The sequence below is a fragment of the Allobosea sp. UC22_33 genome (assembly GCF_042700715.1).
Lineage (GTDB): Bacteria > Pseudomonadota > Alphaproteobacteria > Rhizobiales > Beijerinckiaceae > Allobosea.
Genome location: NZ_CP170556.1, coordinates 1,946,881 through 1,970,910 on the forward strand (window position 1 = coordinate 1,946,881; position 24,030 = coordinate 1,970,910).

Here is a 24,030-nt window from a genome sequence, read left to right on the forward strand (position 1 = left end):
CGAAAAGGGCGCCGTGTTGCCACGGCGCCCTTGACTCGATTCGGGAGCGATAAGGCTCAGCGGTCGTCGTTGTCGCCGGCCTCGGCCAGCGCCGCACCGACCTCAAGGCCGAGATCGTCGAGATCGAACTTCTCCTGGGCCGTGACGTTCTCGCCGGCGGCCTGGCGATGGGCCTCTTCGGCCGAGCGGGCGACGTTGACGGTGATCGTGACCGCGACTTCCGGATGCAGCACGACCGGGACGGTGTGCAGGCCGAGCGTCTTGATTGGGGTGTTCAGCGTCACCTGGCCGCGCGAGACGTTGAAGCCGTCCTTGGTCAGGGCCTCGGCGATATCACGGGTCGAGACCGAGCCGTACAGAACGCCGGACTCGCCGGACTGGCGCAGGATGATGACGCTCTGGCCGTTGAGGCGCCCGGCGACCGCATCGGCCTCGGACTTCAGCTCGAGGTTGCGGGTCTCGAGCTTCGAGCTTCTGGCTCTCGAAGCGCTTCTTGTTGTCTTCGGTGGCGCGCAGCGCCTTGCCGCGGGCGAGCAGGTAGTTGCGGCCGAAGCCGTCGCGCACCTTCACGATGTCGCCCATCTGGCCGAGCTTGGCGACGCGTTCGAGCAGGATCACTTCCATTTTGTCTTCTCCTTGTTCTGTCTTTGAGACGAGGTTGTCAGGAACGGTTAGGCGGAGGCGGCAGCGCGGCGTGCTTGCGCAGGCCGAGAAGCGTGTCGATGACGCCGGCGATCGCGAGCAGCGGCGTCAGCACCGCCTGCATGACGACGAGGGCGACATAGATCGAGATCAGCATCGGCAGCCGCCAGGCGCGGCCGCGCGAAATATCGTGCAGCGTGGCGAGCCCGCTGAACATGAAGGCGGCGAGCAGCGCGCCGACGAAGGCCATGGCGGCGACGCCGATGAAGCCACCGGTGGTCGCGACGAAGCCCGCGCCGATCAGGAGCAGCAACGCCTGCCGCGGCAGCGTAGTCGACGGGATGAAGGGCCAGGGACGCGGCAGACGGTCCGACATCTTCACGGTGCGGGCCGCGAGCCAGAGATTGGCGGTGATGGTCGTGACGAAGGAGGCGCCGATGCCGAGCGGCACGGCCGGTGCCAGGCTCTGCGCGAGGTCCTTGACCTGGACGTCGCCGGGCAGCGCGATCAGCCTGCTGCGCACCATCTCGTTCAGCAGGTTCTCGATCATGCGGGCGATCACCGACCGGTAGGTCTCGTAATCGGTGGTCATCACCAGCGCGCTGCCGACGGTGGCGAGCGCGGCGGTGGCGGCGATCCAGAGCAGCAGGTTGCCGAGCGGGTACCACTCGACCCGGCCCTCGGTGTCGCCGCGGGCGAGCAGCGCGAGATAGGCGATCCACCAGGCCGGCAGGCCGATGATCAGGGCAAAGGCGATGCCGCCTGTGGGAGCGAGCGCAACCGCGACAGCGAGCGCACCGGCAGCCGTGGCGAACAGCCCGGAGCGGTGGTTCCAGCCCAGCGATGCGATGAAGATCGGGAGGGGAGCGGCCGAATACAGCAAGGCGGCCAGCGGCGATCCGGTGATCACCACTGAGAAGAGCAGGGCCGAAACGAGGCCCGCGCCGATGCCGACAATCGGAATCATTGGTCCGTCCTGCTGTCCCGCTGCTCGTGACCTCCAGGTCCGGCAGGGTGAGAGGCTTCTCGCCTCAACGAACCCGATGGAGTTTCACCGCCGGGCGACTGGTTGATCTTGAAAGCGAAAGCCGGAGGCGCAGGTTACGCCTCCGGAATTTAATGTCTGCCGGATCCGAAGGAACGGATCAGCGGATGACGTAAGGCAGCAGGCCGAGGAAGCGGGCGCGCTTGATCGCCTGGGCGAGCTCGCGCTGCTTCTTGGCGGAGACCGCCGTGATGCGGGACGGAACGATCTTGCCGCGCTCGGAGATGTAGCGCGAGAGCAGACGCACGTCCTTGTAGTCGATCTTCGGGGCGCCTTCGCCCGAGAACGGGCAGGACTTGCGGCGGCGGAAGAAGGGGCGACGGGCGCCAGCGGATGCAGTCGACATTCTCAGGCCTCCGCTTCGACGGTTTCGGTCACTTCGTCGTCACGACGCGGACGATCACGGCGCGGGCCGCGGTCGAAACGGTCGCCGCCACGCTCAGGGCGGTCATCGCGGTCACGCTTCTGCAGCATGGCCGACGGACCTTCCTCGAGCTCTTCGACCTTCACGGTCATGAAGCGCAGGATGTCTTCGTTGATGCGCATCTGGCGCTCCATCTCCAGCACGGCGGCGGAGGGAGCCTCGATGTTCAGCAGCGTGTAATGCGCCTTGCGGTTCTTCTTGATGCGGTAGCCCAGGGACTTGACGCCCCAGTACTCGACCTTGCGGATGGCGCCGCCATTCGCTTCGATCACGCCCTTGAACTGCTCGACGAGGGCTTCGACCTGCTGCGCGCTGACATCCTGCCGCGCGAGCAGCACATGCTCGTACAATGCCATATGTGGCCTTCCTTGTTTCACCCTGCTTCGCCCGGCGCGGAGCCCTCCGAGCCCTGGATAAGGCCCGACAGGATTTCATCGAAGGCGGAGACACGGGATGACGGTTCGGGAAACGAGCCTGCGCGATCCTTGCGGACATGCGCCATCCGTTCAGCCTCCGGCCGAACAAGCAGGAGGCGGTCGTTACAGTGTCCGGCACGCCATGGCAACCGGAATCTGCCGGAAAACACCGCTCCGGGAGCGGAAAATTCGGGCGCTGCGCTTGACTTGGCGGCTGAAGCGATGTGACAGCCGCGTCATATAAGACGAATGACGAATGTAGAAGACCGGGACGTTCACAGCATGACCACAGCGTTCATCTTTCCGGGGCAGGGCTCTCAGGCGGTTGGCATGGGCAAGAGCCTGGCCGACAACTTCCCTGTCGCGAAGGCGGTCTTCGACGAGGTCGACGCGGCCCTGTCGCAGAGGCTCTCCGCCGTGATGTGGGAAGGCCCTTCCGAGGAGCTGACCCTGACGGCCAATGCCCAGCCGGCCCTGATGGCGGTCAGCCTCGCCGTCGTGCGTGTTCTCGAAAGCGAAGCCGGGCTCGACCTGAAGCGCGACGCCGCCTTCGTCGCCGGCCATTCGCTCGGCGAGTATTCGGCGCTGGCTGCTGCCGGCACCTTCTCGGTCAGCGACGCCGCCCGTCTGCTGCGCATCCGTGGCGACGCCATGCAGAAGGCCGTGCCGGCCGGACAGGGCGCGATGGCCGCGCTGCTCGGCGCCGAGCTCGATCTCGCCCGTGAGATCGCGAAGGCCGCAGCCCAGGGCGAAGTCTGCGAGGCCGCCAACGACAATGGCGGCGGCCAGGTCGTGCTCTCCGGCGCCAAGGCCGCGATCGAGCGTGCCATCGTGCTGGCCGGCGAGCGCGGCGTGAAGCGCGCCATGCTGCTGCCGGTTTCCGCGCCTTTCCATTGCGCCCTGATGCAGCCGGCCGCCGATGCCATGCGTGACGCCTTGGCCAAGGTCGCGATGCAGGCCCCGGTCGTGCCGGTCGTCGCCAATGTCGGCGCGGCCCCGCTGAGCGACCCGGACGCGATCCGGGCTTCGCTCGTCGCCCAGGTCACCGGCACCGTGCGCTGGCGCGAATGCGTGCAGGCAATGGCCGCCGCCGGCGTCACCGATTTCGTCGAGGCGGGCAGCGGCAAGGTGCTGGCCGGGCTCGTCAAGCGTATCGTCGCCGGCACGGCGCCGGTCTCGATCGGCACGGCCGACGATATCGCGGCCTGGAAGGCCCGCAACGCGTAAGTGCAGAACCCAGGACGGGGCTGCAACGGCAGGATGCCGAACAAGGGGAGCGAACATGTTTGATCTGACCGGCCGCAAGGCCCTGGTCACCGGCGCGACCGGCGGTCTCGGCGGAGCCATCGCCCGGACGCTGCATGCGCAAGGCGCCAGCGTCGCGATCTCCGGAACGCGCGCGGAAGCGCTGGAGGCTCTGGCGGCCGAGCTCGGCGAGCGCGTCGTGATCGCGCCCTGCAATCTCTCCGACAAGGATTCGGTCGAGGCTTTGGTGCCGACCGCCGAGGAGAAGCTCGGCGGGCTCGACATCCTCGTCAACAATGCCGGCATCACCCGCGACAACCTGTTCATGCGCCTCAAGGACGAGGACTGGGACAGCGTGCTGGCCGTCAACCTGACCGCGGCCTTCCGGCTCTCGCGCGCGGCCGTGAAGTCGATGATGCGCCGCCGCTACGGCCGAATCGTCGCGATCGGCTCCGTCGTCGGAACCACCGGCAATCCCGGCCAGGGCAATTATGCCGCCGCCAAGGCCGGCCTGATCGGCATGTCGAAGGCTCTGGCCGCCGAGGTCGCCAGCCGCAACATCACCGTCAACGTGGTCGCGCCGGGCTTCATCGAGTCGCCGATGACGCAAGCCCTCAACGACAAGCAGCGCGAGGGCATTCTGACCGGCGTGCCGATGGGCCGGCTGGGCGAAGGTGCAGATGTGGCGGCGGCTGTCGCCTTTCTTGCCAGCACGGAAGCCGGCTACGTGACCGGCCAGACCCTGCACGTCAACGGCGGAATGGCAATGATCTAGGTGCGTTAGCGCCCATTCTGGATCGGTTCTGATAAGGCGCTGGCGCACTCGCCAGCCCGTAAAGGGTATGTTAACTAGCGCCGTCGCGCTGGCGCTGGACGACCCGAGGGGGCTTGACGAAACCTCGGTTGTTGCGTTTGTGCAGGCTTCGAGCTTTCCGGATCGCGGGCATCGTCAGGTGGCGCGGCGGCTCGGAATGAGATCCCTCCACCGCGTCGCATCCCTGCGATGCGTTTTCAGTTTCTAAGTCTAAGGAAGAGACCCATGAGCGATGTTGCCGAGCGCGTGAAGAAGATCGTGGTCGAGCACCTCGGCGTCGAGGCCGACAAGGTCGTCGACGGCGCCAACTTCATCGAGGACCTGGGCGCGGACAGCCTCGACACCGTCGAGCTCGTGATGGCCTTCGAGGAAGAGTTCGGTGTCGAGATCCCGGACGATGCCGCCGAGACGATCGTGACCGTCGGCGACGCCGTCAAGTTCCTGTCGTCGAAGAGCGCCTGATCGGCCTTTCGGTCGGTCCACGCAGAAAGAGCCATGGCTTCTCGCAGTTATCCGATGCGGCGTGTCGTCGTGACCGGACTCGGCATGGTGACGCCGCTTGCATGCGGTGTCGAGCCGACCTGGTCGCGACTTCTGGCCGGTGCCAGCGGTGCCGGCCCCATCACCAGCTTCGACGCCAGCGATCTGCCGGCGCGGATCGCCTGCAACATCCCGCGGGGTGACGGCAGCGACGGGACCTTCAATCCCGACGACTGGATGGAGCCGAAGGAGCAGCGCAAGGTCGATGATTTCATCGTCTTTGCCATGGCTGCAGCCACGCAGGCGTTGCAGGACGCCGGCTGGAAGCCGGAAAGCTACGAGGACCAGATCCGCACCGGCGTCGCCATCGGCTCCGGCATCGGCGGCCTCGGCGGCATCTACGAGGCCTCGCTCCTGCTCAAGGAGCGCGGCCCGCGCCGCCTCTCGCCCTTCTTCATTCCCGGCCGCCTGAGCAATCTGGCGGCGGGCTATGTCTCGATCGAGCACGGGCTGAAAGGCCCGAACCATGCCGTCGTGACCGCCTGCTCGACCGGCGCGCATGCGGTCGGCGACGCCTCCCGCATGATTGCGCTCGGCGATGCCGAGGTCATGGTCGCGGGCGGCGCCGAATCGGCGATCAACCGCATCGGCATTGCCGGCTTCTGTGCCTGCCGCGCGCTCTCGACCGGTTTCAACGATACGCCCGAGAAGGCCTCGCGCCCCTATGACAAGGACCGCGACGGCTTCGTGATGGGCGAGGGCGCCGGTGTCGTCGTGCTCGAGGAGCTCGAGCACGCTCTGGCCCGCGGCGCGCGCATCTATGCCGAAATCGTCGGCTACGGCATGTCGGGCGATGCCTATCACATCACCTCGCCCTCCGAGGACGGCGACGGCGCCTATCGCTGCATGCAAGCCGCGCTGGATCGCGCCGGCATCACGGCCGCCGATCTCGACTACATCAACGCCCACGGCACCTCGACGCCGCTCGGCGACGAGATCGAGTTGCGCGCCGTCGAGCGCCTGCTGGCCAATGCGCCCAAGCGCCCATCCATGTCCTCGACCAAGTCGGCGACCGGCCATCTGCTCGGTGCTGCCGGTGCGATCGAGGCGATCTTCACCGCGCTCGCGATCCGCGATCAGGTCGCGCCGCCGACGATCAATCTCGACAACCCTTCCGTCGAGACCGAGATCGACCTGGTGCCGCATGTCGCCCGCAAGCGCGAGATCGACTACGCCTTGTCGAATTCCTTCGGCTTTGGCGGGACGAATGCCTCGCTGGTGATGCGGCGCTATCGTCCCGAGCCGTGATCGGCCGCTGCATAGCGCCGTTTCGCCATAATCTTGGGTAGAGTTTGCGGCTGAGGCGGCAGAATGCGTGATTCCGCGTTCACAGCCGCAAGGAAACCGGCTCTAATGCAGTCGCCCGGCTTCGGTGCGGCTGTTGCCCATTCCGACAGGCGCGGTTCAGGTTGCACCGTGCCGAGATCGATTACCCTGTGCTGCGAGCGTCTTGATCGTGAATGATACGCCCCGCGTCGCCCCGAAGAGTCCGAGCGAGGCCCTCAAGCCCGTAGCGCCACCCGCGCCGCCGCCGAAGGTCCGTCGCCGTCGTCGCAGCCCCTTCCTGTCGATGCTGAGCGGTCTGTTCACCGTCGCGCTCGTGGGCGCCGGCGTGGTTGGCGCCGGCATCGCGATCGTCTCGAGCCAGAGCAAGGCGCCGGGGCCGCTGGCCAGCGATCGGACCCTCATCGTTCCCAAGGAGAGCGGTCTTACCGAGATCGCCGAGCTCCTGCAGCGCGAGGGCTTGATCGAGCATCCGCTGAGCTTCCGCGTCGCGGCGATCATCGGCGGCGACTGGCACAAGCTCCAGGCCGGCGAATACCTGTTCAAGGCGCGTGTCAGCCCGCAGGAAATCCTGGGCATCATCTCCAGCGGCAAGGTGGTCGAGCATTCGATCACCATCCCGGAGGGCTTGACGAGCGAACAGGTCGTCGAGCGCCTGCGCAACAATGAGCTTTTGACCGGCGATGTCGCGCAAGTGCCGAAGGAAGGTTCGATCCTGCCCGACACCTATCGCTTTCCGCGCGGCTTCTCCCGGAAGGGAATCCTCGATCAGATGGCGCGCAGCCAGAGCGCCGTCCTGAGGAACATCTGGGCGCGCAAGCCCGGCGATCTTCCGATCAAGTCGCCGGAGGAGCTCGTCGTCCTCGCCTCGATCGTCGAGAAGGAAACGGGTCGCGCCGACGAGCGTCCGCGCGTCGCCGGCGTCTTCATCAACCGCCTGAACCAGAAGATGCGGCTGCAGTCGGACCCGACGATCGTCTACGGCCTCGTCGGCGGCAAGGGCACGCTCGGCCGGCCGATCCAACGCAACGAGATCACGCAGGCGACGCCCTACAACACCTATGTCATCAACGGCCTGCCGCCGGGTCCGATCGCCAATCCCGGCCGCGCCGCCATGGAGGCGGTGGTCAACCATTCGCGGACCAAGGAGCTCTATTTCGTCGCCGACGGCAGCGGCGGCCACGCCTTCGCCGAGACGCTGGAGCAGCACAACCGCAATGTCGGGCGCTGGCGCCAGATCGAGACGACGCGCACGCAGCAGCAGGGCGGCAAGCCGCCGGCGGATAGTGTCGACAAGGTCGAGCCCCCGGCCGGCCCCGACAACCGGACCGAGGCGCCCGCGACGACGCAGCCGGCGGCCGACAATACCGGGTCCACCGGCGTTCCCGTCGCCCAACCGACCGGGGCCGTGGCGGGGACACGCGCCCGCGCCTTCGATGCGTCCGAGGGGACGACGCGGGATCCGCTGCTCAACAAGAGCTTCGACCTGAATTCACCCAAGCAGGTCCCGCAGCTCAAGCCCTGAATTGCAGGCCCGGAAGGCCCGCAATCCCCATTTTCCCGCTGCGAGGCGCTTGCTGTCGCGCAGGCGCGCCACTACGGTCCCGCCCGATCTTGAACGAAGGCGGCAGGGCAATGGCCATCGAAAGCATGACGGGCTTTGCCCGCGCGGCCGGGACGACCGGGGTCCATGGCTGGGCCTGGGAAATCCGCAGCGTCAACGGGCGCGGGCTCGATCTGCGGGTCCGCGTCCCGCCCGGCTTCGAGGTTCTCGCCGAGGCGGCCCGCAAGAAGCTGGGTAGCGCCTTCTCGCGCGGAACGCTGCACGTCAATCTCGCCGTCACCAGCGATGCCGGCCCGCCACGCCCGCGCGTCAACGAGGCGGTCCTTGCCGCCCTGCTCGAGGCGGTCGAGCGGCTGCCGCCGGCCGCCGGCATCAATCCGCCATCCTATGACGGTCTGCTCGGTATTCGCGGCGTCGTCGACTATGCCGACGAGGCACAGGATGCGCTGGGTGCCGTCGAGGCTCCGGCGCTTGCCGGCCTCGAAGTGGCCACCGAGGCCCTGAAGGACGCGCGGGCCGCCGAAGGGCGCGCGCTCGAAGCGATCGTCCTCGGCCATCTCGAAACCATCGCCCGGCTTGCCGGCGAGGCGGAGCACCATCCCGCCCGCAGCAGCGAGGCGATCCGCGCCCGCATTACAGCGCAGGTCGAGGCGCTGCTCGGGGCGAATAACGGCTTCGATCCGCAGCGTCTCCATCAGGAGGCGGCGCTGATCGCCGTCCGCGCCGACATCCGCGAGGAGATCGACCGCCTGCAGGCCCATGTCGCGGCCTTGCGCGAGTTGCTGGCGAAGGGTGGGCCGATCGGCCGGAAGCTCGATTTCCTTTCGCAGGAATTCGGCCGCGAGGCTTCGACGCTCTGCGCCAAGGCCAACGATCCCGGCCTGTCGCGCATCGGCCTCGAACTCCGCACGGTCGTCGACCAGATGCGCGAGCAGGTCCAGAACGTGGAATGAGCCCGATGGCCGAGACACTTCACCCAGCCCGCCGGGGCCTGATGCTGATCCTGTCCTCGCCCTCCGGCGCTGGCAAGACGACACTGACGCGCAACCTCAAGAGCGAGAACAATCTCGACCTGTCGATCTCGGTCACGACCCGCGCCAAGCGCCCGTCCGAGATCGAGGGCGTGCATTATCGCTTCATCGATCGCGCCGCCTTCGACGCCATGCGCCAGCACAACGACCTGCTGGAATGGGCGGAGGTCCACGGCAACGGCTATGGCACGCCGCGCAAGGAGGTCGAGGCCTCGCTGGCGGCCGGGCGCGACGTGCTGTTCGACATCGACTGGCAGGGCACCCAGCAGATCGTGAAGAGGGCGCGTGCCGACGTCGTGACCATCTTCATCCTGCCGCCGTCGATGGCGGAGCTGCGCTCGCGTCTGATCCGCCGCGCCGAGGATGCCGAGGAGGTCATCGTCAAGCGCCTCGCCAATGCGCGTGACGAGATCGCGCGCTGGAGCCAGTACGACTACGTCATCGTCAATCACGATCTTCAAACGGCCTACGAGCAGATCAAGGCGATCCTGACGGCCGAGCGCCTGAAGCGCAGCCGCGCGGTTGGTCTCAATGATTTCGTCGACCAACTCCTGGCCGAGCAACTGCCCTGATCAGCGCTGGGCGGCCAGCGCGTTCGCCAGCTTGACGAAGCCCGAGACCGGGATCTCCTCGGCCCGCGCCGTCTCGGCGAGGCCCGCCGCTTCGATGATCGGCGTCGGATCTGGCAGCACGGCTTTCAGGCTCTGCCGCAGCATCTTGCGCCTCTGGCCGAAGGCGGCGAGCGTCACCCGCTCCAGCAGGCGCCGGTCGCAGGGCTCCGGCTGTGCGCGCGGGATGAGTTGCACAATCGACGAGGTGATCTTCGGCGGCGGCACGAAGGCGCTGCGCGGCACGTCGAACAGGATCCTGGTCTCGCAGCGCCAGTTCGAGAGCACCGCGAGCCGGCCGTAATCGGCCCGCTCCTCCGGCGTCGCGACGATGCGCTCGGCGACCTCGCGCTGGAACATCAGCGTCAGCGAATCCCACCAGGACGGCCAGGGCTCGAGGCTGAGCCAGCCGACCAGTAGTGGCGTGCCGATATTATAGGGCAGGTTGGCGACGATCCGCGCCCGCTCGCCCGCAAGATATGGCGACAGGTCGACCGCGAGCGCGTCGCCATCGACGACCTCCAGCCGGCCCGGATAATGCGCCGCGATCTCGGCGAGCGCCGGCAGGCAGCGCCGGTCGCGCTCGATCGCGATCACGCGTCCGGCGCCGCTCGCCAGCAGCGCCCGCGTCAGCCCGCCGGGGCCGGGGCCGATCTCGACCACCGTCTGGCCCTCCAGCGGCCCGGCAGAGCGCGCGATCCGGCTCGTCAGGTTGAGGTCGAACAGGAAATTCTGGCCGAGCGCCTTCTGCGCCATCAGTCCATGGCGCTCGACCACCTCGCGCAGCGGCGGCAGGTCGTCGATCTGGCTCATGAGGCGGTGTCCGTAACGGTGCGCTCGGCCATCCGGGCGGCGAGCTTCAGCGCGGCGCAGAGGCTGTCCGGCCGCGCGATGCCCTGGCCTGCGATGTCGAACGCCGTGCCGTGGTCCGGAGAGGTCCGGATGAAGGGCAGGCCGAGCGTGACATTGACGCCCTCGTCGAAGGCGATGGTCTTGATCGGGATCAGGGCCTGATCGTGATACATCGCCAGCGCCGCGTCGTAGCCGGCGCGCGCCCGGGCATGGAACATCGTGTCGGCGGGATAGGGGCCGCGGGCATCGATTCCTTCGGCCTGCAATTGGGCGATGGCGGGCGCGATGATCGCCGCATCCTCATGGCCCATCGTGCCGTTTTCCCCGGCATGGGGGTTGAGCCCGCTGAGCGCCAGCCGCGGCGCCAGGATGCCGAAGCGGCTGCGCAGCTCCGCCGCGACGATCCGGCCGGTCTCGACGATGAGCGCCGTGGTCAGCAGGTCCGGCACGCGGCGTAAGGGTTCATGGATCGTCACCGGCACGACGGCGAGCTCCTCGCACCAGAGCATCATCACGGGGCGCGGCTCGGCGCCGCCCTGGGCTGCCAGATGCGCGAGGTATTCGGTATGGCCAGGGTGCTTGAAGCCGGCGCTGTAAAGCACTGATTTGGCGATCGGATTGGTCACGACGGCAGCGGCCTCGCCGGCGCGAACCGCCGCGACCGCCCGGTCGATCGAACCGATCGTGCCCATGGCCGTCGCTGGGTCCGGCTTGCCCGGCACGACACGGGTCGAGACGGCGAGCGGGATGACAGGCAGTGCTTCGGCGAAGCTGGCGCCGGCCTCGCTCCAGCCGCAAAGGCGAAGCGGCACGGTCCAGCCGAGCCCGCTGGCGAGAGCGGCGAGATGGTCGGGGTCGCCGATGCAGGCGAAGGCTGGAAGCGCGCGCTCGCGGCGTTCAAGCCAGGCGCGCAATGTCAGCTCCGGCCCGATGCCGGCCGGATCGCCCTGTGTCAATGCGAGCGGCGTTGCCGGCAAGACGAACTCCGCGATGTGAAGGGAGGGCCGGCTCAGCGTTCCGAGCCGGCGCTGGAACTAGTTCGACGAGCTGACACCGTCGCTCGACGAGCTCGAGCTGAGGTTCTGCGAATAGCTGATCTCGCCAAGCGTGCGCAGTTCGAGGCGGAACATGACCGTGCGCGTGTCTTTCGTCGAGCCGGCCTGGCGATCGGCATAGCTCTGCGAATAGCTGACATCGAAGACCGTGCACTCGTCGGTATAGTTGATCCCGAACGAGGTCGATGCCGTCTGGAACGGGCCGGTATTGGGATAGACCGGCATGGCGGCGACCGCCGGAGCAGCGAGATAGGACGCGTAGGCGGTCCGATAGTTTTCGCGATCGTACTTGTACTTGTCGAGGTCGAACAGCACGCCGGCGCGCAGGCGCCAGTTCTCGGCGACCTTGAGCGAGCCGTTCAGCGAAAGGCCTTCGCGGCGGCGCGTGATGCCGAGATCGGGCTGCGGCTCGTAGCGGCCATAGCCGACCGAGGCGGTGATGATGCTGTTGGCATAGGTCGCCGCGGCGTCGATCCGCTGGGCTTCGAAGGTCGTCGCGTTGAGGCGCGTCGCGCCGGTCAGGAAGAAGCCCTTGAACGGCGAGAGTTGGGCGCGGGCGACATAGTCGGAATTGCGGGTATCGAGCCCGGAGTTCAAGCCGGTATTGAGCAGGTCGCCACTGGCGAAGGAATTGCGCCCGCCGAGCTGGAAGGACTGGCCGATGAGCAGGTTCGCGAAAGCTTCCTTGCCGAAGCGCCCGGTATAGAGCGCACCGACATTCGCACGGGTGCCGCCCTCGACACGGTCGAAGCCGGAGAACTTGCCGCTCCATTCGAACAGGTTGTTGGCGTCGAAAACGAGGCTCTGCGCGTCCTCGTTGGCGACGCGCAGGCTGTTCGTTTCGTTCGGGCGCGCGACGATCTGCGCCACCGGCTCGACGATATGGGTGCCCCAGTCGGTCTTGGCCACGAACGGGTAGCGATACATCAGCCCGATCGCTGGCATCACCCGGCCGAAGACCTCGTCCGAGGTGTCGGCGATGGTCGCGACGCGCGAGTTGATCACCCCGCTGGTGTCGGGATTGACCGAGAAGATATCGGCCCGCACCGAGGCGTAGGGCGTCCACATCTGCCCGAGCGGGTCGATGATGTTGCGCCGCCAGGAAACCTGGGCCGTGGCACGCGAGACATTGCCCGCAAGGCCACGCACGAGGCAGCGATTCTTGTCGTAGACGGCACAGCCGTCATAGAGCGAATAGCTCGGCGTCGTGATCAGGTAGCTCTTCTGCTGCGGCAGTTCCACGAAGGCGGCGGTGTCGCGCGTCAGGCTTGTGATGTTGGCGGTGAACGAGAGCTCGCCGCCGAGGAAGGACGGCTTGTGGACGCGCTTGTCGTAGTCCAGCACCGGCAGCACGACGGGCTGCTGCTTCTGCCAGTCCTGGTAGTTCAGGGGCTGGAAATAATAGCCGCGCAGGTCGAACCACGCGCTCTCGCTCTGGCCGTTCAGATAGGCGGTCGAGATCGCTTCCTGCAGATAGGTGGTGTTGCTCAGGCTCTCGTTGCGGATGCGGTAGTTCTTGTAGAACCAGCGATCCGTCGACATCGAGGCGTTCCAGCCCACCGTCCAGCGCGGGTTGATGAAGAACTTGCCGCTCGTTTCCACCGAGCCGCGGAACTCCTTGTCGCGCGGGCCGAGCGGGCTCGGCAGGAAGGCGTCCTTGTCCTGCTGGAAGATGCCCGCGGCCCGGATCGTGTAGGAGCCGTTCATCAGGCGATGCCGCCATTCCGCCTGGCCGAGGAAGCCCTGGCGGCTGAAATAGCTTGGCGTGAGCGTCAGGTCGTAATTCGGCGCCAGGTTGAGGAAATACGGCAGGCCGACGCCGTAGCCGAGCGCCGAGGTGTTGACGAATTTCGGCGACAGGAAGCCGGACTTGCGCTTCACCGTCGAATCCGGCCCGGACATATAGGGGATATAGGCCATCGGAATGCCGGCGAACTCGACCCGCGCATCCTCGTAATAGATCGTCTGCTCGGACTTCTTGTGGATGATCCGCGCGGCGCGGACCTGCCAGAGCGGCGGCCGCTCCGGATTGTCCTTGCAGGATTCGCAGGCGGTGTAGATGCCCTTCTCGAAGACGAAGGTCTCGCCGTCCGTGCGCTCCGCGCGCGGCGCCGAGAAGCGGGTCTTGTCCGGGTTCACCACGCGCAGCGAGTCGATGAAGCCGTCGCGGAAATCGTCGGTCAGGTTGAACTTGTCGCCGGTGATGACCGTGCCGTTGGCTTCGGTGATCCGGGCCTTGCCGACGGCGGTGACGCGCTTGTTGCCCTGGTCGTAGACGACGCGATCGGCTTCGATCGTCCGGCCCTGATACAGAATCTGAACATCGCCGACAGCCGCGACCGTCTTCTTGTCGTTGTCATAGACGAGTTCGCGCGCGTCGACGACCATGCGGTCCTGCGGCTTCGCAGGGGCCGCAGCCGCAGGCTTGGGCTGCGCGCCGGCTGCCCGATTCTGGGCATGGGCCGGCCCGGCCAGCAGATAGGCCAGGCTGGAGGCGAGAGCCGTCGCCGCGGCAAAATGCGCTAGCCGGTTCACTCCTGGACCCATCGCGTAAACTCGAAATTAACCATAGGCACAGTACGTTTCACCCATCTTCCTGATGGAGGAGGGCGAGTGCTCCCAGCATTGCCCCCAATGCTGCAGGCAACCACGCCGCGACGATCGGATTGACGATTCCCGACGATCCGAGTTCCTCCGACAGTTGTGTCGCCACATAGAGCACGAACCCCGCAGCGACGCCACCTATCACCAGTTTGGTCACACCACCAAATCTGAAAAATCTTAAAGAAACGGATGCTGCCACCAGCACCATCGCGATCAGCAGCAGCGGGCGTGCCATAAGCGATTGATAGCGCAGCTCGTAAGGGGTCGTGTCGAGCCCGGCGCGCTGCGTCCGGTCGATCACGGCCGGCATGGACCAGAAGCCCACCGCATCGGGTGGGGTGAAGCTCTGGCGCATCTGTTCCGGCTCCAGCGTCGTTGCAAGCACGTAGCTCTTATAGCTCTGTGGCTCTTCCGTGGCGGAGGTGGAGCGCGCGTCGCTCAATTCCCAGTGGCCCGGACGCAGCATGGCCTGCCGGGCGTCGATACGCTCCTTGAAGCTGCCGTTCGGGTTGAAGATGAAGAAGGCGACCTGCGACAGGCCGTCCTCGTCGGGCAGGGCGCCGGCGGCGCGGATGATCGCCTGGCCGTCGACGCTGCGCTGCCTCAGCCAGATTTCCTTGGGAAGGCCGGATTTGCCGCCCGATCGAACGAACAGGCGCGTCTCAAGAGCCGTGGCCTTCCGTTTCAGCTCGGCGGCGACCGGATTGTAGATCATGATCGAAACGAGCCCGATCACGCCTGCGACGGTTGCGGCGGGCTGCAGGAACTGCCAGGCCGAGACGCCGACGGAGCGGGCGACGACCAGTTCGAGCTTCCGGCTCAGCGTCAGCAGCGCGAACATGCCGCCGAACAGCGCGGCGAACGGGAAGATCTGCTCGGCCACGGCCGGTGCCCGGAACAGGGCGAGCTGGACGATGCGCGGCGTCGTCGCGATCGGGGAATCGCCGGCGCGGCGCATCAGTTCGACGAAGTCGAGCGTCCCGATCAGGAAGAAGAACGTGCCGAAGACGCCGACGATGGCGCGGGCGAAGCGCTTCGTCAGATAGCGGCCGAAGGTCGTGAACAGCAGCATCAGGCGCGCCGGAAACGGGCCGCGAGATTGACCAGCGGCGTTGTGAGGGGGGCAAGGAGACGGGCGAGAGCCGATTGGATCCGGGCGCCGTGGAAAATGAAGGCCGTGGACAGGACGATGGCCCCGATCGGCAGGATATAGAGCAGCGCGGCGGCAAAGGGCGAGCGCACGCTCGCGGTCCAGGCGGCGTAGGCGGCGATGCGGGTCGCGCCGACGATCATGATCGCCGACTGGATCGCCAGCGCACGTCCCTGGCGGGTGGTGCGCGCCTCGCCGATGGCGGCGAACGCGATCAGCATGAAGGCGAGGGGATAGAGCGGGGATGAGAGCCGGTTGTGCAGCTCGGCCCGGAAGCGGCCTTCCTGGATCTTGTAATAGGCCTCGTCCGGGTTCTGCCGCAGGAGCTCCCAGGTCGAGCGCTCGCGCGGCTTGTAGATCACCTTGTCGCCGTCGCCCTCGCCGGGGCCACCGCTGGAATCGCCTGTGAGCGCCGACAGGTTCAGGGCGTAGCGCTCGAAGGAGATGATCGAGGTGGTGCTGGTGTTCTTGGCCTCCCGCTGGATCGTGCCCTTCTCCAGCAGCAGGAAGCTCTGGCCCTCGGCCTCGACCGTCCGGCCGCGCTCGGCGAGATAGATCGAGGGCTGCGACGGGTCGCGGCGGTCCTGCATGAAGATGCCGACCAGCGAGTCGCCGGCCTTTTCGCGGTAGTGGAAGGTCACGCCGGAATTGAGCGAGACGAACTGGCCTTCCTTGACGACGTTGGCGACGAAATCGGCCCGGATCAGCGTGATCAGGTCGCGCAGCATCCGGAAGCTCGCCGGCATCACCGAAATCGTCATCCAGGCGACGACCAGCGAGGTGGCGAGCGTCAGCACGATGAAGGGCCGGGTGATGCGCTGCGGCGCCACGCCGGCGGCATTCATCACGATCAGCTCGGAATCGCCGTTGAGCCGGTTCAGCGTGTAGAGCGTCGACATGAACAGCGCGACCGGCGCGATGCCGGCGATCAGCGCCGGCAGCGAGAGCAGCGTCACGGTCAGGAAGATCAGGACCGTCTGGCCCTTGCCGGTGATGAGATCGACCTCGCGCAGCGCCTGCGTGACCCAGATCACGCCTGTCAGGCCGAGCAGCAGCACGATCGCCGCCACCGCCGCGATCTTCAGGATGTAGCGATCGAGGCGGTTGAGAAGCACGCGTCGGTTCCGGAGCTGGAGAGCGTGTGCCCTCCGAGGTGGTTCGTCGGACACACCCTATGGTATAGGCGCGACCATGGCGCAAACGGGAATCGTTTGCCGCCTGCCGTGAATTGTCCTTCCCCTGTCATTTTCGCAAGATTGTGAGCGGATCATGTCGCAGCGCCTGAAGCTCGAGATCAAAGCCCTGGATGCCGTCGAGGGGCAGGACCTCGTGATCCTGGTTTCGGACAAGCTTGCCCTGCCCGAAGCCGTCGGGGAGTGGGCGGGCGAGGGCGCGCAATCGCTCCTGACCCGTGCCGCCGCCGCCGAGCGCTTCAAGGGCAAGGCGCTGGCGGGGCTGACGCTGCCGTCGCCGGAGGGCGCCTCCTACGACCGCCTGATCGTCGTCGGCGTCGGGCCCGAAGACGAGCGCGCCAAGCTCGATTTCGTCAAGCTGGGCGGGGCCATCGCCGGTCGGCTCGGCGCCGGCCGCAGCGCCGAGCTCATTCTCGCGTCGCCCGACGGCCGGATCGAGCCGAAGCAGGCCGCCGATATCGCGCTGGGTCTCAGGCTGCGCGCCTATGCCTTCGATCGCTACAAGACCAAGAGCAGGGACAAGGATGAGGCCGAGCCGCTGACGGTCACGCTGCGCACGGCCGACCCGTCCTCGCTCAAGAAGGCCGTAAAGACAGCTGACGCCATCGCCGCCGGCGTGATCCAGGCGCGCGACCTCGTCAACGAGCCGCCGAACGTCCTCTACCCCGCCGAATTCGCCGACCGTGCCGCCAAGCTCGAGAAGCTCGGCGTCGAGATCGAGATCCTCGACGAGAAGGCGCTGAAGAAGATCGGCATGCGCGCCCTGCTCGGCGTCGGCCAGGGCTCGCGCCGCGAAAGCCAGGTCGTCGTCATGCGCTGGAACGGCGCCAAGAAGGACGAGAAGCCCGTCGCCTTCGTCGGCAAGGGCGTGACCTTCGACACCGGCGGCATCTCGCTGAAGCCCGGCGCCGGCATGGAGGACATGAAGGGCGACATGGCGGGCGCTGCCTGCGTCGTCGGCCTGATGCAGGCGCTCGCCGGCCGCAAGGCCAAGGTCAACGCCATCGGCGTGATCGGCCTCGTCGAGAACATGCCTGACGGCAATGCCCAGCGCCCCGGCGACATCGTCACCTCGCTCTCCGGCCAGACCATCGAGATCATCAACACCGATGCCGAGGGGCGCCTCGTTCTGGCGGATGTGCTCTGGTACACGCAGGAGCGCTTCGAGCCGCGCTTCATGATCAACCTGGCGACGCTGACCGGCGCGATCCTCGTCGCGTTGGCGCAGGAGAATGCCGGCCTGTTCAGCAACAATGACGAGCTCTCGGAGCGCCTGACGGCTGCCGGCATCGCCACCGGCGAGACGGTCTGGCGCATGCCGCTCGGCAAGGCCTACGACAAGATGATCGACTCGAAATTCGCCGACATGAAGAACTCGGCCGGTCGCTATGGCGGCTCGATCACCGCGGCGCAGTTCCTGCAGCGCCATGTCAACGACACGCCCTGGGCGCATCTCGACATCGCGGGAACCGGAATGGCTGCCGCGAATTCCGAGATCAACCGCTCCTGGGGCCCGGGCTGGGGCGTGCGCCTGCTCGACCGGCTGGTCGCGGATCACTACGAAGGCTGATTCGCTTTCTGCGGAAATGCTGGCAACCCGTTAGGATATAAGGCTTCGATGGCCGAGATCCTGTTCTTCCATCTGCAGTCCCGCCCGTTGGAGCAGGTCCTGCCGACGATCCTCGACCGCGCCCTGACGCGCGGCCAGAAGGTCGTCGTCCAGGTCGGCGGCCAGGAGCGGATGAGCGTGCTCGACGATCACCTCTGGACCTATTCGGATGAAAGCTTCCTGCCGCATGTCACGGCGCTGGAGGCGGATGCCCCGGACAATCCGATCGTGCTGACGACGCAGGCGCATAATCCGAATGCCGCGCAGGTCCGGATCTGCGCCGACGGGGTTCGCATTCCCGACGCAATGCAGGATTACGAGCGCGTCGTCCTGATATTCGATGGCGACGATCCCGAGGCGCTTGCTGCCGCCCGCGAGGATTGGAAGAAGGCCAGGGCCTCGGGCCATGCCGCCAGCTACTGGCAGCAGGACGATGCCGGCCGTTGGGAGAAGAAAGCGTGAGACTGCCTGTTCTGTTGCTCTGCACCGCAGCCCTTGCCGGCTGCTCGGTCGATATGGGCGGCTTCGCCTTCCAGTCCGAGACGAAGGGCGGCGTCACCACGACGCGGACCGCCTCGGCCAGCGCCGGCATCTCGACCCAGGAGCCGGTGCTGACGCCGGAGGGCGAGTGCAGCGTCGGCGCCTCGCTCGATCCCTCGACCCGGCCGCTGCCGAAGGAGATCGCGCCCGGCATCACCGAATGCGAGCTGGTGAAGCTGAAGGGCACGCGCCCGACCGACGTGCTGGTCGGCGAGAGTGGCAAGGGCCAGCGTGAGGTCCAGGTGCTCTATTCCGAGCCCGGCGGCCGCGAGATCTACATGTTCACCGACAACCGCCTGAGCCGGATCGTCAAGCCCGGGCAGGGGTGAGGGGGAGAGGCGGAGGGCGCCTTTTTTGAAGGGGAATGTCCGCTGACGACCCGTTGCCGACGCTGGGCGGTGAGCTCCATTCGAGCTTCTGTTACACATGGCGTTTCCGGCACTGCGACTTCGGCTCGAAATGTTTGCCCTAAAAATATTCCTCGCCGTGCTCGCCTACACGGCCGTAACGGTACTGCTTTTCGGCAGCGTAAGTCAGCCGCTAGCTTTGGCAATTCTCTGGCCTGATAGACTTGGCCTTCTCCTGTGGAGCTGGATCGCTGTTCTGTGTGTAGTGGCCTCCGCGTTTATCTTTGCAGTCCCCCTTCAAAGTCCTGCAGCCAGCGTGTTCCGGCTACCGATGTTCGTGGTTCTCGCTATTATCCTACCGACAACGATTGTGGGGCTTTATGCGGATATCGAACGGCGTCGCGGTGTTCGCGCGTTCGAAGCAGACGAAGTCGAAGAGAACTCGTTCTTCACGTCCATTCGCGAGGCTCCGCAAGAATTTCAGTTCTTCCTGCACACGGCAGCCCTTAAGAACTGCGCGGCTTACGCATGGAGCTATCGGACTCAATCATTCTACCATTTGCCACCGGATGTTGCAGTCAATGTGTTGCCTCACCGGTGGATCGCGAAGTGCGGGATTGTCCGGACCGAGCGCCGCTAATTGAAAACCGATCCTAGCCTAATCGCGTCCGCTCCCGACTCATTCCAGACGTTTCTCGCAATGGTCGTCCGTGCGGTACACATTCCATCGCTCAGCCCACGAGCCGGTCGTATCCGACGAACTGGAACAGGCTCCGCCCGCTTTCGAGCGGTTGAGGCTCCCCCACGAAGCGATGCACGCCGACACCCAGCTCGGTGTCGTCTCCGGACAGCCAGCGCCGGTCGAAACCCAGCGCTTCCAACTGCTTGCAGATCACCGGCACGCGGTCGGGCGTGCGGCGATGGCGGGTCCAGATCACATGTCCACCGGTCGCGCATAGCTGCGGGCAGGCGTCGATCGTGCGTGTGATGTCCGCATCGGCGATGTTGCCGAACAGGCCGCAGATCAACACGAGATCTGCCGGCGCCATGCCCGAATACTGGTCGGTCAGCGCGGCATCGCCCGTCACGATCTCGATCTGATCGAGCTGGTTGGCGCGCGCGAATGCCGCCGCGAGAGCCGTGTTGTTTTCATCCAGTTCCACGAGCCGTGCCCGGATGTCGCTGCGCTGCGGATGATCGCAGAGGACCTCGAGCAGATCGCGCCCTTGCCCTGCGCACAGGCTGATGACCCGCAAGGGCCCGGATCGGCTGCTGTCCAGGACCATCCGGATCTGATCCTGAACGGTTCGCAGCCGCCGCGCCATCCGCGAATCCGGGCTATCGTATTTGTCGTGCCAAACCCGCCAATCCATGACCGGAAGCTCCGTGCTCGCTCGTGCGGACGAGCTTATGATGTCCCCGAACGTCGAGATAGTGCGCGTTTTTCCGGCTGGTCCTTGGCATCCCCTCAAAGGTAAGTCGCCGGCCGCCTGCCGGCTTGTTTCCGCGGAGCCGGTCACGCATCATCCAGGCATGACGAAATATCTCATCTCCTTTCCAAGCGAGGCGATGGCGCTCACGGACGAGCAACTGGCCGCTGCCTCCGTCGATTCGCATGCCGTGATCGAGGAGGCGAAGGCCGCCGGCGTCTATGTCTTCGGCGGAGGGATCAATGAGCCGATAGCCCCCGTGCTCGTCTCTGCCGATGGAACGGTGTCCGGGCAGATCTATCCCGGCAGCCGCCTCAATGGCGGATTCGCGGTGCTGGAGCTGCCGTCGCGTGAAGAGGCGGTGAAATGGGCGGCAAAACTCGCGCGCGCCTGCCGCTGTTCGCAGGAGCTTCGCGAATTCATGTACGATCCCGCCAGCTAGGATGAACGTGGCGTGCTCCCGTCGAAGACGCCAGCCATCGGAGATCGTCGTCCATGATCAGATTCGTTGTGGCTGCGGCGCTGGCTGTCCTTGCCTTTGGCGCCGCCAATGACGCGCTGGCGGCAGGCTCGTGCCGCCCGACGCGAGACGGCAAGGACCGGATGGAGATGTCCGGCGGCTGCCCGAGCGGCTATGTCGTCCGCGGCGCCTGCTGCGAATCCGTCAGGCCGATCTCGCAGCCCACCGGCGCGCATGCCTGCCCGGCCGGCACCATGCTGAGGCTCGGCGCCTGCGTCCCGCGCCAGTAAGCCTGCCCCTCTCGGGAGATTGGCAACCCTGAAGCCTCAGGCGTTCTCCAGCTCCTCGCCCAGCAGCAGCCATTCCTCTTCCGCCGCCGCCAGTGCCTCGGACAGCTCCGCGCGCTGGCGCGAGATCTGAATCGCCTTGTCGGGGTCGCGCGCGAAGGCGCCATTGGCGAGCGCCGCGTCGACCTTCTCGATCAGGCCCGTGAGCTTGGCGATGCGCGCTTCGGCGAGGTTGAGCTTCTGCCGGAGTGGCCCCTGCGCGGCCCGCTTCGTCGCCGCTTCCTTGCGCTCGTCGGCCTTGGGCTTGGCGGCGGCGTCCGGTGCCGGCTTGCCGCGCTTCTCGGCCTTGGCGGCGCCCAGCACATAGGTGCGGTAATCGTCCATGTCGCCGTCGAAATTCTTCACAGTGCCGCCGCCGACGAGCCAGAGCCGGTCGGCGCAGGCCTCGATCAGGAAGCGGTCGTGGCTGACGAGGATGACGGCGCCCGGATAGTCGTTGATCGCGTTGACCAGCGCGGTGCGGCTGTCGATGTCGAGATGGTTGGTCGGTTCGTCGAGGATCAGCAGATGCGGCCCGTGGAAAGTCGCGAGCCCCAGCATCAGGCGCGCCTTCTCGCCGCCTGACAGGAGTTTCACCGGCGTATCGGCCTTGTTGGCGGGGAAGCCGATCTGCGCCGCCTTGGAGCGGACCTTGGCCTCCGGCGCATCCGGCATCAGGTCGCGCAGATGGCCGACCGGCGTGTCCTCGATCCGCAATTCGTCGAGCTGGTGCTGGGCGAAATAGGCCGTCTCCAGCTTGCTCGACTTCTTCATCTCGCCGGACATGGCGTCGAGCCGCCCGCCGATCAGCTTGCAGAAGGTCGACTTGCCGTTGCCGTTCGAGCCAAGGAGGGCGATGCGGTCGTCCGGTGCCAGCGAGAGGTTCAGCCGCGACAGCACCTTGCGCTCGCCATAGCCAGCGGCGGCATCCTCCAGCACGATCATCGGCGGCGAGAGCGGCTTCTCCGGGCCGGGGAAGGAGAAGGGCTGCACGTCGCGGTCGACGATCGCGGCGATGGTCTGCATCTTCTCCAGTCGCTTGACGCGCGACTGCGCCTGCCGGGCCTTGGTCGCCTTGGCCTTGAAGCGGTCGACGAAGGACTGGAGATGCTTGCGCTCCGCGTCCTGCTTCTCCTTGGCGCGGGCGAGCTGCATCTGCTTCTCGGCGCGCTGCTTCTCGAAGGAGGAATAGCCGCCGCGATAGAGCGTGAGCTTGCCCTGGTCGAGATGCATGATGTGGTCGACCGAGGTGTCCAGCAATTCGCGATCGTGGCTGATGACGATCACGGTATGCGGATAGCGCTCCAGGTAATCGTAGAGCCAGAGCGTGCCTTCGAGGTCGAGATAGTTGGTGGGCTCGTCGAGCAGCAGCAGGTCGGGCTCGGAGAACAGCACGGCCGCGAGCGCGACGCGCATGCGCCAGCCGCCCGAGAAATCGGAGCAGGGGCGCTGCTGCGCCTCCTCGTTGAAGCCGAGCCCGTGCAGCACCATCGCCGCGCGCGCCGGGGCCGAATGCGCGCCGATATCGGCGAGCCGCGTGCCGATCTCGGCGATGCGGTGAGGGTCGGTCGCGGTCTCGGCTTCTTTCATCAGCGCCGTGCGCTCGGTATCGGCCGCGAGCACGACCTCGATCAGCGTCTCCGGGCCGCCGGGCGCTTCCTGCGCCACGCCGCCGATGCGCCGGCCCTTCGGCAGGCTGATATTACCGCTCTCGGTGCCGAGATCGCCGGTGATGATCTTGAACAGCGTGGTCTTGCCGGTGCCGTTGCGCCCGACGAAGCCGACGCGTGCGCCATCGGGGATGGCGGCGCCGGTATGGTCGAGCAGCAGGCGTTCGCCGAGGCGGTAGGTGATGTCGTTGATCGTGAGCATGGCGCGCCCGTTTAGGCCCGGGAGCCCCGAAAAGGCAATCGAAAGCCGGAACAAGCGGCGGTTGTCACCGTTTGGTCAAAATCTCGCCTTGGGACGGCCCGCTCCGGCCATCACCCAAGGGAAACCGGATAAAACCCGATTCGCCGAGGCTGTCTTCATGGATGCCCGCCTGTCCTACGCCGCTTCCCGCCGTGCTTCCGCTACGGCTTCCCTCATGGTTCTCGTCTCGATCATCATCGGCAGCGCCGCAGCGCTGGCCGCGCTCGTGCCGCTGTCCTGAGGGCGCCAACCCTCTGAGAAGGCTTGTCGTCTTCGGGTCCAGCCGCTAACGCTGGCGCCATGGCACGCATCGCTTTCTACACCGGCTCCTTCGATCCCGTGACCAACGGCCATGCCGACGTCATCGCCGCGGCCGCCGGCCTCTGCGACAGGCTCGTCCTGGCGGTCGGAGTCCACCCCGGCAAGACGCCGCTGCTCTCGGTCGAGCAGCGCGCCGAGCTGTTGCGCGCCGTTGCTATGCCGTTGCTGACGGCAAAGGGCACCGCGCTCGACGTCGTGACCTTCGACGATCTCGCCGTCGATGCGGCGCGCCGGGCAGGAGCCTCGATCATCATCCGCGGCCTGCGCGACGGCAGCGATCTCGACTATGAGATGCACATGGCCGGGATGAACGGTGCCATGGCGCCGGACGTGCAGACCGTCTTCCTGCCGGCTTCGCCTGGCGTGCGTCACATCACGGCGACCCTGGTGCGCCAGATCGCGACGATGGGCGGGGATGTTTCGCCCTTCGTGCCGGCCCCGGTGCTCGCCGCGCTGAGGGCGCGCTTCGCCAAGGGCTGACGGCGCGATCCCGGCGAAAGGCACATAACTTCGCCATCTTCCGCCGCTTCCTGCTGATTTTGGTTTGCATTTTGCGCAGAGCGATGGTGTCTCTCAACGAGGCCGACTCGCTCTCCGATCACCCGGCGCGATTCCGCGC

The 24,030-nt window shown here is 66.6% G+C and carries 25 protein-coding genes and 1 pseudogene; 15 read left to right on the forward strand and 11 right to left on the reverse strand.

The window, feature by feature from the left end; all coding sequences use genetic code 11:
- Positions 1-56: 56 nt before the first annotated feature.
- The 4 genes and pseudogenes from rplI to rpsF all read right to left on the reverse strand — a co-directional run bounded on the left by rplI (position 57) and on the right by rpsF (position 2,467).
- Positions 57-624 (reverse strand): annotated as a pseudogene (gene rplI, locus ACFJGT_RS09245) (50S ribosomal protein L9).
- A 37-nt stretch (positions 625-661) separates the two neighbouring features.
- Complete coding sequence (locus ACFJGT_RS09250) at positions 662-1,609, reverse strand: DUF2232 domain-containing protein (protein ID WP_377848149.1); 948 nt, start codon at positions 1,607-1,609, stop codon at positions 662-664.
- Positions 1,610-1,787: 178 nt separating this feature from the next.
- A complete protein-coding gene (gene rpsR, locus ACFJGT_RS09255; protein WP_038367644.1) occupies positions 1,788-2,033 on the reverse strand; it encodes a 30S ribosomal protein S18 in 246 nt (81 codons plus the stop codon).
- Between the two features lie 2 nt (positions 2,034-2,035).
- The gene (gene rpsF / locus ACFJGT_RS09260) at positions 2,036-2,467 is read right to left on the reverse strand and encodes a 30S ribosomal protein S6 (protein ID WP_377848152.1); all 432 of its coding nucleotides are present in this window, start codon (positions 2,465-2,467) and stop codon (positions 2,036-2,038) included.
- Between the two features lie 342 nt (positions 2,468-2,809).
- On the opposite strand from rpsF, the gene fabD reads away from it, so the two are divergent.
- From fabD to gmk, 7 genes are all read left to right on the forward strand, one after another.
- Complete coding sequence (fabD, locus tag ACFJGT_RS09265) at positions 2,810-3,754, forward strand: ACP S-malonyltransferase (RefSeq protein WP_377848155.1); 945 nt, start codon at positions 2,810-2,812, stop codon at positions 3,752-3,754.
- 55 nt (positions 3,755-3,809) lie between these two features.
- The gene (gene fabG, locus ACFJGT_RS09270; protein WP_377848158.1) at positions 3,810-4,547 is read left to right on the forward strand and encodes a 3-oxoacyl-[acyl-carrier-protein] reductase; all 738 of its coding nucleotides are present in this window, start codon (positions 3,810-3,812) and stop codon (positions 4,545-4,547) included.
- A 264-nt stretch (positions 4,548-4,811) separates the two neighbouring features.
- Entirely contained in the window at positions 4,812-5,048 is a 237-nt protein-coding gene (locus tag ACFJGT_RS09275) for an acyl carrier protein (protein WP_061968116.1), read from the forward strand.
- A 54-nt stretch (positions 5,049-5,102) separates the two neighbouring features.
- Positions 5,103-6,374 (forward strand): beta-ketoacyl-ACP synthase II, encoded by a 1,272-nt coding sequence (gene fabF, locus ACFJGT_RS09280; RefSeq protein WP_377848957.1) that lies wholly within the window; start codon positions 5,103-5,105, stop codon positions 6,372-6,374.
- 208 nt (positions 6,375-6,582) lie between these two features.
- Complete coding sequence (gene mltG, locus ACFJGT_RS09285) at positions 6,583-7,935, forward strand: endolytic transglycosylase MltG (RefSeq protein ID WP_377848161.1); 1,353 nt, start codon at positions 6,583-6,585, stop codon at positions 7,933-7,935.
- A gap of 110 nt (positions 7,936-8,045) precedes the next feature.
- Positions 8,046-8,927: a YicC/YloC family endoribonuclease gene (locus ACFJGT_RS09290; protein WP_377848164.1), complete on the forward strand. Its 882-nt coding sequence runs from the start codon at positions 8,046-8,048 to the stop codon at positions 8,925-8,927.
- 5 nt (positions 8,928-8,932) lie between these two features.
- Positions 8,933-9,577, forward strand: a complete 645-nt coding sequence (gmk, locus tag ACFJGT_RS09295) for a guanylate kinase (protein WP_377848166.1) — start codon at positions 8,933-8,935, stop codon at positions 9,575-9,577.
- Here the strand turns inward: gmk and rsmA are convergent, their stop codons facing one another.
- From rsmA to lptF, 5 genes are read right to left on the reverse strand one after another with little or no spacing between them, the layout of a single operon-like run.
- Positions 9,578-10,426, reverse strand: a complete 849-nt coding sequence (gene rsmA, locus ACFJGT_RS09300; protein WP_377848168.1) for a 16S rRNA (adenine(1518)-N(6)/adenine(1519)-N(6))-dimethyltransferase RsmA — start codon at positions 10,424-10,426, stop codon at positions 9,578-9,580.
- On the reverse strand, positions 10,423-11,442 hold the full coding sequence (pdxA, locus tag ACFJGT_RS09305; RefSeq protein WP_377848170.1) for a 4-hydroxythreonine-4-phosphate dehydrogenase PdxA: 1,020 nt from the start codon (positions 11,440-11,442) through the stop codon (positions 10,423-10,425). The genes rsmA and pdxA overlap by 4 nt, the downstream gene beginning before the upstream one ends.
- Before the next feature lie 57 nt (positions 11,443-11,499).
- Positions 11,500-14,067, reverse strand: coding sequence for an LPS-assembly protein LptD (locus tag ACFJGT_RS09310; RefSeq protein ID WP_377848172.1), 2,568 nt, complete (start codon positions 14,065-14,067; stop codon positions 11,500-11,502).
- 37 nt (positions 14,068-14,104) lie between these two features.
- Positions 14,105-15,196 (reverse strand): LPS export ABC transporter permease LptG, encoded by a 1,092-nt coding sequence (gene lptG / locus ACFJGT_RS09315; protein ID WP_377848174.1) that lies wholly within the window; start codon positions 15,194-15,196, stop codon positions 14,105-14,107.
- Positions 15,196-16,389 (reverse strand): LPS export ABC transporter permease LptF, encoded by a 1,194-nt coding sequence (gene lptF, locus ACFJGT_RS09320; protein ID WP_377848176.1) that lies wholly within the window; start codon positions 16,387-16,389, stop codon positions 15,196-15,198. Before lptF ends, lptG begins: the two co-directional genes overlap by 1 nt.
- A 154-nt stretch (positions 16,390-16,543) precedes the next feature.
- Between lptF and ACFJGT_RS09325 the strand changes: the two genes are divergently transcribed.
- From ACFJGT_RS09325 to ACFJGT_RS09340, 4 genes are all read left to right on the forward strand, one after another.
- Entirely contained in the window at positions 16,544-18,037 is a 1,494-nt protein-coding gene (locus tag ACFJGT_RS09325; RefSeq protein ID WP_377848178.1) for a leucyl aminopeptidase, read from the forward strand.
- 48 nt (positions 18,038-18,085) lie between these two features.
- On the forward strand, positions 18,086-18,538 hold the full coding sequence (locus ACFJGT_RS09330) for a DNA polymerase III subunit chi (protein ID WP_377848180.1): 453 nt from the start codon (positions 18,086-18,088) through the stop codon (positions 18,536-18,538).
- Positions 18,535-18,945, forward strand: coding sequence for a hypothetical protein (locus ACFJGT_RS09335; protein ID WP_156134418.1), 411 nt, complete (start codon positions 18,535-18,537; stop codon positions 18,943-18,945). Before ACFJGT_RS09330 ends, ACFJGT_RS09335 begins: the two co-directional genes overlap by 4 nt.
- A gap of 97 nt (positions 18,946-19,042) precedes the next feature.
- Complete coding sequence (locus ACFJGT_RS09340; protein ID WP_377848182.1) at positions 19,043-19,603, forward strand: hypothetical protein; 561 nt, start codon at positions 19,043-19,045, stop codon at positions 19,601-19,603.
- Between the two features lie 91 nt (positions 19,604-19,694).
- Here the strand turns inward: ACFJGT_RS09340 and ACFJGT_RS09345 are convergent, their stop codons facing one another.
- Positions 19,695-20,336, reverse strand: coding sequence for a class I SAM-dependent methyltransferase family protein (locus ACFJGT_RS09345; RefSeq protein WP_377848184.1), 642 nt, complete (start codon positions 20,334-20,336; stop codon positions 19,695-19,697).
- 40 nt (positions 20,337-20,376) lie between these two features.
- Between ACFJGT_RS09345 and ACFJGT_RS09350 the strand changes: the two genes are divergently transcribed.
- Positions 20,377-20,835, forward strand: coding sequence for a YciI family protein (locus ACFJGT_RS09350; RefSeq protein ID WP_377848185.1), 459 nt, complete (start codon positions 20,377-20,379; stop codon positions 20,833-20,835).
- A gap of 53 nt (positions 20,836-20,888) precedes the next feature.
- Entirely contained in the window at positions 20,889-21,143 is a 255-nt protein-coding gene (locus ACFJGT_RS09355) for a hypothetical protein (RefSeq protein WP_377848187.1), read from the forward strand.
- Positions 21,144-21,179: 36 nt separating this feature from the next.
- On the opposite strand, the gene ACFJGT_RS09360 is transcribed toward ACFJGT_RS09355, so the two are convergent.
- The gene (locus ACFJGT_RS09360) at positions 21,180-23,051 is read right to left on the reverse strand and encodes an ABC-F family ATP-binding cassette domain-containing protein (protein ID WP_377848189.1); all 1,872 of its coding nucleotides are present in this window, start codon (positions 23,049-23,051) and stop codon (positions 21,180-21,182) included.
- Here ACFJGT_RS09360 and ACFJGT_RS09365 point away from each other — a divergent pair.
- The gene (locus ACFJGT_RS09365; RefSeq protein ID WP_377848191.1) at positions 23,032-23,331 is read left to right on the forward strand and encodes a hypothetical protein; all 300 of its coding nucleotides are present in this window, start codon (positions 23,032-23,034) and stop codon (positions 23,329-23,331) included. The genes ACFJGT_RS09360 and ACFJGT_RS09365 overlap by 20 nt on opposite strands.
- A gap of 59 nt (positions 23,332-23,390) precedes the next feature.
- The gene (gene coaD / locus ACFJGT_RS09370) at positions 23,391-23,891 is read left to right on the forward strand and encodes a pantetheine-phosphate adenylyltransferase (protein WP_377848193.1); all 501 of its coding nucleotides are present in this window, start codon (positions 23,391-23,393) and stop codon (positions 23,889-23,891) included.
- Positions 23,892-24,030 lie beyond the last annotated feature (139 nt).

Bases quoted from the DNA above. Each gene is read 5' to 3' on its own strand.
- ACFJGT_RS09360 (WP_377848189.1), bottom strand. From the start codon at position 23,051: ATGCTCACGATCAACGACATCACCTACCGCCTCGGCGAACGCCTGCTG.
- rpsR (WP_038367644.1), bottom strand. From the start codon at position 2,033: ATGTCGACTGCATCCGCTGGCGCCCGTCGCCCCTTCTTCCGCCGCCGC.
- ACFJGT_RS09310 (WP_377848172.1), bottom strand. From the start codon at position 14,067: ATGGGTCCAGGAGTGAACCGGCTAGCGCATTTTGCCGCGGCGACGGCT.
- rpsF (WP_377848152.1), bottom strand. From the start codon at position 2,467: ATGGCATTGTACGAGCATGTGCTGCTCGCGCGGCAGGATGTCAGCGCG.
- ACFJGT_RS09340 (WP_377848182.1), top strand. From the start codon at position 19,043: ATGGCGTTTCCGGCACTGCGACTTCGGCTCGAAATGTTTGCCCTAAAA.
- ACFJGT_RS09275 (WP_061968116.1), top strand. From the start codon at position 4,812: ATGAGCGATGTTGCCGAGCGCGTGAAGAAGATCGTGGTCGAGCACCTC.
- ACFJGT_RS09250 (WP_377848149.1), bottom strand. From the start codon at position 1,609: ATGATTCCGATTGTCGGCATCGGCGCGGGCCTCGTTTCGGCCCTGCTC.
- ACFJGT_RS09290 (WP_377848164.1), top strand. From the start codon at position 8,046: ATGGCCATCGAAAGCATGACGGGCTTTGCCCGCGCGGCCGGGACGACC.
- fabF (WP_377848957.1), top strand. From the start codon at position 5,103: ATGCGGCGTGTCGTCGTGACCGGACTCGGCATGGTGACGCCGCTTGCA.
- ACFJGT_RS09355 (WP_377848187.1), top strand. From the start codon at position 20,889: ATGATCAGATTCGTTGTGGCTGCGGCGCTGGCTGTCCTTGCCTTTGGC.
- fabD (WP_377848155.1), top strand. From the start codon at position 2,810: ATGACCACAGCGTTCATCTTTCCGGGGCAGGGCTCTCAGGCGGTTGGC.
- ACFJGT_RS09345 (WP_377848184.1), bottom strand. From the start codon at position 20,336: ATGGATTGGCGGGTTTGGCACGACAAATACGATAGCCCGGATTCGCGG.
- ACFJGT_RS09325 (WP_377848178.1), top strand. From the start codon at position 16,544: ATGTCGCAGCGCCTGAAGCTCGAGATCAAAGCCCTGGATGCCGTCGAG.
- rsmA (WP_377848168.1), bottom strand. From the start codon at position 10,426: ATGAGCCAGATCGACGACCTGCCGCCGCTGCGCGAGGTGGTCGAGCGC.
- ACFJGT_RS09350 (WP_377848185.1), top strand. From the start codon at position 20,377: ATGTCCCCGAACGTCGAGATAGTGCGCGTTTTTCCGGCTGGTCCTTGG.
- ACFJGT_RS09365 (WP_377848191.1), top strand. From the start codon at position 23,032: ATGTCGTTGATCGTGAGCATGGCGCGCCCGTTTAGGCCCGGGAGCCCC.
- ACFJGT_RS09330 (WP_377848180.1), top strand. From the start codon at position 18,086: ATGGCCGAGATCCTGTTCTTCCATCTGCAGTCCCGCCCGTTGGAGCAG.
- fabG (WP_377848158.1), top strand. From the start codon at position 3,810: ATGTTTGATCTGACCGGCCGCAAGGCCCTGGTCACCGGCGCGACCGGC.
- lptG (WP_377848174.1), bottom strand. From the start codon at position 15,196: ATGCTGCTGTTCACGACCTTCGGCCGCTATCTGACGAAGCGCTTCGCC.
- coaD (WP_377848193.1), top strand. From the start codon at position 23,391: ATGGCACGCATCGCTTTCTACACCGGCTCCTTCGATCCCGTGACCAAC.
- gmk (WP_377848166.1), top strand. From the start codon at position 8,933: ATGGCCGAGACACTTCACCCAGCCCGCCGGGGCCTGATGCTGATCCTG.